The organism is Priestia sp. P5_B4, from assembly GCF_056400385.1.
The window spans coordinates 1-8,047 of the sequence record NZ_JBFULJ010000129.1; the positions used below are offsets into that span (position 1 = coordinate 1).

At 35.3% G+C, this 8,047-nt stretch carries 7 protein-coding genes; 4 read left to right on the plus strand and 3 right to left on the minus strand.

Annotation, left to right across the window (positions count from 1 at the left end):
* Positions 1-541: 541 nt before the first annotated feature.
* Complete coding sequence (locus tag AC1DRF_RS12485) at positions 542-1,804, plus strand: glycoside hydrolase family 18 protein (RefSeq protein ID WP_043981832.1); 1,263 nt, start codon at positions 542-544, stop codon at positions 1,802-1,804.
* A gap of 119 nt (positions 1,805-1,923) precedes the next feature.
* The gene (locus AC1DRF_RS12490; RefSeq protein ID WP_477740852.1) at positions 1,924-2,259 is read left to right on the plus strand and encodes a L,D-transpeptidase; all 336 of its coding nucleotides are present in this window, start codon (positions 1,924-1,926) and stop codon (positions 2,257-2,259) included.
* Positions 2,260-2,406: 147 nt separating this feature from the next.
* On the opposite strand, the gene AC1DRF_RS12495 is transcribed toward AC1DRF_RS12490, so the two are convergent.
* From AC1DRF_RS12495 to lgt, 3 genes are all read right to left on the minus strand, one after another.
* Positions 2,407-3,366 (minus strand): aldolase catalytic domain-containing protein, encoded by a 960-nt coding sequence (locus AC1DRF_RS12495; RefSeq protein ID WP_097823763.1) that lies wholly within the window; start codon positions 3,364-3,366, stop codon positions 2,407-2,409.
* Positions 3,367-3,842: 476 nt separating this feature from the next.
* Positions 3,843-4,889 (minus strand): YeiH family protein, encoded by a 1,047-nt coding sequence (locus AC1DRF_RS12500; RefSeq protein WP_427076763.1) that lies wholly within the window; start codon positions 4,887-4,889, stop codon positions 3,843-3,845.
* 281 nt (positions 4,890-5,170) lie between these two features.
* Positions 5,171-5,986, minus strand: a complete 816-nt coding sequence (lgt, locus tag AC1DRF_RS12505; RefSeq protein WP_477740853.1) for a prolipoprotein diacylglyceryl transferase — start codon at positions 5,984-5,986, stop codon at positions 5,171-5,173.
* A 260-nt stretch (positions 5,987-6,246) separates the two neighbouring features.
* Between lgt and AC1DRF_RS12510 the strand changes: the two genes are divergently transcribed.
* Together AC1DRF_RS12510 and AC1DRF_RS12515 are read left to right on the plus strand one after the other, a co-directional pair.
* Complete coding sequence (locus AC1DRF_RS12510; protein WP_097823761.1) at positions 6,247-6,816, plus strand: MarR family winged helix-turn-helix transcriptional regulator; 570 nt, start codon at positions 6,247-6,249, stop codon at positions 6,814-6,816.
* Between the two features lie 87 nt (positions 6,817-6,903).
* The gene (locus AC1DRF_RS12515; RefSeq protein ID WP_477740854.1) at positions 6,904-7,932 is read left to right on the plus strand and encodes a serine hydrolase domain-containing protein; all 1,029 of its coding nucleotides are present in this window, start codon (positions 6,904-6,906) and stop codon (positions 7,930-7,932) included.
* Positions 7,933-8,047: the final 115 nt, after the last annotated feature.

Genomic DNA, 8,047 nt, shown 5'->3' on the forward strand with positions numbered 1-8,047 from the left:
GAGTACAGGTGAAAATAAAGTGAAAGTAGGTCAAGGACTTTAATTTATCTGCGGTATGGAAGCCCGGCTCTGAAATAAATCATGTCACTCAAATTTACTTGTATTCTTCCACTTCCGTTTAAAGAATTGAATTCTTTTTTACAGAGACTACATTGACATTTCAATTACACGAATGACCTTCTACCTAACAGAGGAGAAGGTTTTTCGATTTTAATTATTCATTAAGACTAATATTAATCGCCGCGTTGTTTATATTGTTTAAAATAGTTTTATTTCTTAACGTAATCCTACCCGACAAATAATCACCCTTTTTCAAGCACGCTAAAAGCATACGTTTATGATATATAGATTTTGATGTAATCTTTGGAACATTTCTACCCGTATGAGGGGCGCAATAGAGGAGGGAGTGTGTAAAGCGGTTCCCCCTCACTTAACTCAGTTATATATACAAACAATACTCATATACATTTATTGAATGGCTTCTTTAAACTTGTCACGAAATAAAACATAATTCGATAAAGAGTACATAGGAGGAGAAAACATGTTTGTTCATATAGTTCAACCTGGTGATACCCTGTCTTCAATAAGCAGTAGATATGATTATCCCATTGCGCAGCTTAGGAGGGTAAATGGTTTAGAAGAAACAAATGTTGTTCCAGGTCAAGCCTTACTTATAGCTTCTTATGTATACACAGTTCAACCTGGTGATACGATGAGGAGTATTGCTAAAAAAGCTTATGTATCCTTAGAACAATTAAAAAGAGCTAATCCTTCAGTCCATTATAATTATTTGCAGGTGGGAATGAAAATGAAAATCCCTAATATATCAGACTATATTGCAGGTACACTGGAGTATTATGCCGTTCGAAATCCAGAATTAGATCGCGATTTAATTACTGATTTTGCAACTTATTCCTCGTCCATTTCTATCTTTGAATATCATTTTGGCAGCAATGGAGATATTATGAATGATTTAAACGATTTAGTAGCAATTGAAACGACTTGGAAAAACCGAGTTACACCGTTAGTTACGATTACTAATCTAACTTCTGAAGGGTTTAGTTCGGATCTTGCCCATCAAGTTTTAAATAATCCTCAGGCAAGAAACAATCTTGTTAATAATATTTTTTATTTAGTATCTAGAAAAGGCTACGGCGGGGTGAATATTGATTTTGAACGTGTAAAGGCCGAGGATAGAGATCTTTTTACAGGATTTTTACGTCAGCTGGGTGAACGTTTAAAACCTGCCGGATACGTGCTGACCATAGCGGTTCCAGCGAAGACAAGCGAAGATATTCCTTGGTTAAAAGGATATGATTACGGTGGAATAGGTGCCGTTGTTAACTATATGTTCATTATGGCATATGATTGGCATCATGCAGGCAGCGAACCAGGGCCTGTTGCACCTATTACTGAAGTAAAAAAAACAATAGAATTTGCGATAAAAAGTGTTCCGCGAAGAAAGCTTATCATTGGAGTCCCTTTGTATGGATATAACTGGTCAATTCCTTACAAGCCCGGCACAGTAGCATCTGCTATATCCAATCAAGATGCGATTAAAACAGCGATGAGATATCAGTCCCCTATCCAATATTCAAAAGAGTACAAATCGCCATTTTTTCAGTATAGAGATCAAGCGGGACAGATGCATGAAGTATGGTTTGAAGATGTAAGAAGCATGAGTGAAAAAATGGTGTTAGTTCGTAAATTTGGTTTGCAAGCAATAGGAGCTTGGCAATTAACACTTGGATTTACGCCAGGGCCTTGGCTTTTAAAAAAATTTTTCACTATTAGAACGGTATAAATAGCATTAGTTTTTATGGATTAATTTAGATATTTTTCAGTTAACAGTTATTCGATATACGTGGTTAACAATAAAAAAATTCTATTTATAGTAACTTATAAGAAGTTGGAGGTACTGCCATGGCAAAAAGGATAGATGTCTCAATAAAGCAGCATCAATTAAAACTATATGATGGAGCTAAATTAGTAAAGACATATCCTATTGCTGTAGGGAAAATGATTACGCCAACTCCAACTGGAAAATTTAAAATCATTAATAAAGATACTACCCCTCCAGCTGTATTTGGTCCCTTATGGATGGGACTATCAAAACCTACATATGGAATACACGGGACTAATGATCCAGCTTCTATTGGCAGAGATATGTCACATGGATGTGTCAGAATGGAAAATGAAGATATTCTAGAACTTTCCTCTGTAGTTCCCATTGGAACGCCGGTTTACATACATAAATAATAGTTTAAGAAGAGCACGACTGTTTACATTTAGCTAATTGTCGAGATCGAGGGTATCAAAGTTTAAGTAGATGCTATACAATCATGGGCTCTTTGTACAAAAACAAAAAAGTACCCCGATTAACAGAGGTACTTTTAGCATTTTAACTTATTTTGATGATGGAGACGTAGTAACTTCTGGAGACGTCACTTTGTCATAAAAATCTACGAATTTGTCACGATCCTCGCTATCACGGTAAGCCATAGCAACACGTGGATGTTCATTCAGCACACCAGAAATCATGTAAGGAATGATATAGCCCCATTCCCACTTTTGACGCATTTCAAGCATATGCTTTTCAATTACGCCAAGAATCGGCTTCATCTCATAGCGTGGTTTTGGTATGTAGCTAACAAGCAGCTCTGTGTTACAGTTACCAGCTGCACGGCCCATACCATAAACAGATGAATCAAGGAATGTAACGCCACTGCGCATTGCAGTTAATGTATTAGCAAAAGCTAGCTGCATGTTGTTATGGGTATGGATCCCAAGCTGTTTGCTAGGAATCATGGCTTGAAACTTTTTCACTTGATGCTCAATATCCGCAGGGTCTAGGCTTCCAAAGGAGTCAACGATATATACAACATCTACAGGGCTTTTCTTTACCATTTCAAATGCTTCAATAAGCTGATTTTCCGGTACGCTAGATAGTGCCATAATGTTAAGTGAGGTCTCATAGCCCAAATCATGAAACATTTTTATAAGCTCTAAGCCTTTATCTACTTCGCGAATATAGCATGCCACTCGAATCATATCTAACATACTTTGTTCACGTGGCAGAATGTCATTTGGATCTACACGCCCAATATCTACTAAGGCAGATAGCTTCGTGAACTTTTTCTCAGGGATAATTTCTTTGAGAAAGTTATCGTCAAGAAATCTCCATGGATTGGGCTCAGTTGCTTGAAGAAGCTTAGGTGAATTTTTATAACCGATCTCCATGTATTCAACGCCGGCTGCGCTTAGGCCGTTATATAAGTCTTGCACAAATCCAACGCTAAAATCCCAATTATTAATTAAACCTCCGTCACGAATGGTACAGTCTATAATTTTGCTATTATGTCCCATGGTAGTTGTTTCCTCCTATGTATTCTATTTATATAAATATTGTTTTAAACTTTATCGCTTTTATGCTTTTAAGTGCTAAACTCTCCTATTGTGTTTATACCATGACTGATTCAGGGGCGTCAATGTATTTTCTAAATGTTTCACTACTTTACTGCATTTCATGGTAGGAGATGCTTCGGCTTTTTATCCGCTTGATGCTCTTAAAACAACACCAAGTTCAGCACTACAACCCCTAGTATATACAAACACAACCTTTATTACATCACTACTTACTGCAATAAAGATTGTTTTTTAAGTGAAAACGTTTATTAAGGAGGGAACTGCCAATAGTATCTAGGTTATAGGTTTAGATTGCTCTATAATTAATCCATAAATTTGGGAAGAGATTTAAAACCTGAGAAATAAGAAACTTTTTTCGCATTAACAGTTGTATAGGAAGTAGTAGCTGTTACTTAATCATTTTAATTTACTTGTCTTTACATCGTCCAAAACGTAAGAAATGATAAGAGTATAGAGGTAATAAACATCGCAATCACCGGCTTTAATGCTTTTGTTCGAAGAGCCTTCAAACTTACATTTAACCCTAGCCCGACCATAGCCATTGTTAAAAGAAAGGTAGTTAGAGTTGAAATATCATCCATGATCGTTTTAGGTATTATAAGGTGCTTACCAACGACATAACTCCCAAAAATACTCATGATTATAAAACCTATTAAAAACCAAGGGAATTCAATCTTGGTATCCTTTTCAATTTTTCCTGTTCGCTTCATCCAGTACATTAAGATAAAGCTTAATGGCACAAGTAAGAGCACTCTGCCTAACTTAGCCAACAGTCCAATAGCTAGAGCATCGCGTCCAGACGGTGCTGCAGCTAGAGCTACATGGGCAATTTCATGGAGACCTACGCCTGACCAAATTCCATATTGAATATTTGTTAAATGTATATAAGGTCTTAAAACGGTATATCCAATCGCAAATAGGGTTCCCACTAAAGCAATAACACCAGCTCCGATAGCTGTATCTTCTTCTTTTGCTTTTACAATCGGAGAAACAGCCGCAATAGCTGCAGCACCGCATATTCCTGTTCCTATCGCTAAAAGAAGGGATAAACCGCTATCAGCTTTCATCCATTTGGCTAGAAAAACCGTCAAAACAATCGCAAATACAGCCGTTCCCACATCGTGAAGCAACAATCCTAATCCGTGATGAATAACAACATCAATATTAAGCTTTAGGCCATATAAAATGATGGCATAGCGTAACAGCTTTTTAGAAGAAAATTCAATTCCAGATCTTATTTTTTCAGGGTACCCCAAAATTTGACGATAAATGACTGCCATTATAATTGAACAGGCTAGTGGACCGATATGATTAAACCCCGGGACTTTCGCTAAGCCATAAGCAAGTAAAGCAAAAAGAAAAGTAAAAGCAATTCCTTCAGCCCATAAAAAAACATTAGGTGACGTCTGGGCATTTGTTCGTGGGAATAGAGTYCGTTTTTGGACTTTATTTATATTTATCATACATTTCATCTCCAATATGAATTCTTATCAAGTGCAGCTTCACACAAGAAGTGTATACCTTAACTATAAAAGACGGTTTATCATTAGTAAAATATATATAAATCATAGTTTCGATTAAAAATATTAATAACTAATGTGTAAAAGCAGCAAGTTGATCTTCAAATTCACTGAAAATCAACTTGCTGCTTTTATTGGTTTTTTATTTCTCATTACACGTTTTGATATCTGAAACATAGTCCATCAACTACTAATTTTACAAAACTGCATAAAAATATCGGTTCTTATGAGAGAAAGACAGCCTTACTAGTTGCCAAGCCTTTTTTGCGTCTATACCATAGCAGAATCAAGCTGCCTAGCACACAAAGGAAAGAAACTAATTGAGCTATTCTGATATGAGAGGTTAACATTAAGCTATCTGTACGCAGTCCTTCTATAAAAAATCTTCCTATCGAATACCATAGCAGGTAAGTAAGAAAGACTTCGCCTCTTTTTAACAAGGATTTTCTTAGTACGATTAGGACAAGCACACCTATTATGTTCCAAAGTGATTCATAGAGAAACGTAGGATGATAGTAAGTTCCATTTATATACATTTGGTTAATAATAAAATCAGGCAAATGTAAAGCTTCTAAGAACTGACGTGTAACAGGTCCGCCGTGTGCTTCTTGATTCATGAAGTTTCCCCACCGGCCAATAGCTTGGCCTAATAATAAGCTAGGAGCTAAAACATCAGTCATTTTCCAAAAAGAAAGATTCTTTTTTCTGCAAAACCATATAGCTGTTAATACAGAGMCAATAATTCCACCGTGAATAGCTATGCCTCCATGCCAAATTGCTATAATTTCGCCTGGGTGGTCTTTATAATAACTCCATTCAAAAAGTACGTAGTAAATTCGAGCAGTAATGATAGCAATGGGTAGTGCTAGCAGAAGTAAATCAGAGATGGTTTCTGAAGAGATCCCTCGTTTCTTTCCTTCTTTCGAGGCTAACAAGAAGCCTAAGAAAGCTCCTATTCCTATGATAATTCCATACCAATGGACTTCAAGTGGACCAAGATGGAAGGCGATAGGGCTTAAAGGTTGTGTGTGTTGGTTCATGTTTTTTCTCCTTTACTTCATATCGATTTTCTTACATTTTTTAAGAGCAGTATTAAATTGGAGTGCCTTTTTAGTATATCTAATTGGATAAAGAAAGGACAACTTTTGCTTACGAACGATCATGATTTCTTTGCCTATTTTAGTGTAACAGAATAATCTCCTTAGAATTGTCAAAAATAAAATAGACAGTATATTGACTTAATTACCAAGATATACTATTCTTGTTTTAGACAACATACTGTCTAAAATGGAGGGTGAATATGGATATTTATAAAGAGCTTTTCTTGATGCAGCAAACTTACGCTACCTTATTTTCTCTGGCAAATAAAATTCAAGTAAAAGGTGATAAATCTCTTGAACTTTTAACATCAAGACAGCATATGGCGATGGTGGCAATTGCACATTTACCTGAAGATGAAACAACGTTGAATAATATTGCTAGAAAATTAGGAACTACAAAACAAAGCGTCAAACAGTTGATTACCATTATGGAAAAGAAGGGTTATGTTGACGTAGTTCCTAGCAGTAAAGACAAGCGTGCAGTTAACGTAAAAATTACGAAAGCGGGAAAAGAAGCACTGCTTGTTGTCTCAGAAAAAGGAATTTTCTTTTTGGAAGAACTTTTTAAAAAGTTCTCAACTGAAGAGTTGGAAATAATGTGGAAGCTTTTAAAGAAACTCTATAGCTTCGATGGGGAAGAACATGATGGATTTGAAGAAGAAGGCAACATCAAAATGGATGATGATCACAATGAATTACAGTTGAGAGTAATAAGGGAGCTTGAAAGTCGAAGAGTTCAAGCAATTGATAATATAAGAAAGAATATATAAAAAAACTCGATAGGCTAATCTAACTTAAAGCATATCGATTAATCCTTTTAAAATTTTAAAAATAAAGGATAAGGGAGAGCAATCATTATGTTTGAAATCAGCGATGAAACATTACGATTAATTAATAAAACCTGTAAAGGAAAAAAGCACTTGAAACTAACCGTTGGCTACTTAACGGACAATCAGTCTATTATAAAAGTCTATAATGAAAGCGGTGAAATTGACTCGGCAAAAAGATATCATTATGAAATTGGTTCTATTACGAAAACTTTCACTGTATCGTTGTTATCAAAATACATATTTGAAAACAAGGTGTCGTTAAACGACTCTATACAAAAATACATAAAAGAACTTAAAGAAGATACGTATTATCCTACATTGCTCCGCCTCGCTACTCACTCTTCTGGATATTCAGGAAGCTTACCTTTAAATAAACGAGAATATTTTAAAATAATTTTAGGTTTGATTTTTGGCGGAAGTGATTTGAACAAAAATAATCCGTTGYATATGGATTTTAACAAAATGAAAATGCTAATTGAAAGAACTAAATTGAAAGAAGTAGATTATTCATGGAAATATTCTAATTTCGGTATTTCACTTATTGGGTATGTGTTAGGAACTGTCTCAGGCAAAGGATATTGGGACACTATGAATGACTTTCTTCATAATGAGCTTGGACTAAAGGATACTTGTTTAGGCACTTCACACAATAATTTACAGGGCTATGACCGCAAAAATAATGGTTGCGGCAACTGGCAGTGGGACAAAGAAAACTTTATATCACCTGCCGGGGCAGTATCCTTAACCGCTGAAGATTTACTTAAATACGCAAAAATAAATATGTACGAAGATAAACCATATCTTTCTTTTTGTCATAAAAAACACGGTAATGGAACAAAGAAATTTGATATGGGTCTTGGATGGTTGCTTTTAAAGAAAAATAATAATGTAGTGTTGCACGGCGGTGGAACAGGATGCTTCAGCTCATTTTTAGGGATTGATAAGGAAAATAAAGTTGCGTCCGTCGTTTTAGCTAATTATAGACTAGGTAAAAATAATGATGAATATATAGGAATGTCTTTATTAGAAAGTCCGCAAAAGTCAAAAGATATATAAGAATAGTCTACAAAAAAACGAAGAAAATTAGTCTATTACAGTTCACCTTACTCCTTTAATTTCAATTAATTGAGAGATTACCATCAATATACTGACCTTCAAGAAGCATAGATAC

Bases quoted from the DNA above. Each gene is read 5' to 3' on its own strand.
- AC1DRF_RS12485 (WP_043981832.1), top strand. From the start codon at position 542: ATGTTTGTTCATATAGTTCAACCTGGTGATACCCTGTCTTCAATAAGC.
- AC1DRF_RS12490 (WP_477740852.1), top strand. From the start codon at position 1,924: ATGGCAAAAAGGATAGATGTCTCAATAAAGCAGCATCAATTAAAACTA.
- AC1DRF_RS12495 (WP_097823763.1), bottom strand. From the start codon at position 3,366: ATGGGACATAATAGCAAAATTATAGACTGTACCATTCGTGACGGAGGT.
- AC1DRF_RS12510 (WP_097823761.1), top strand. From the start codon at position 6,247: ATGGATATTTATAAAGAGCTTTTCTTGATGCAGCAAACTTACGCTACC.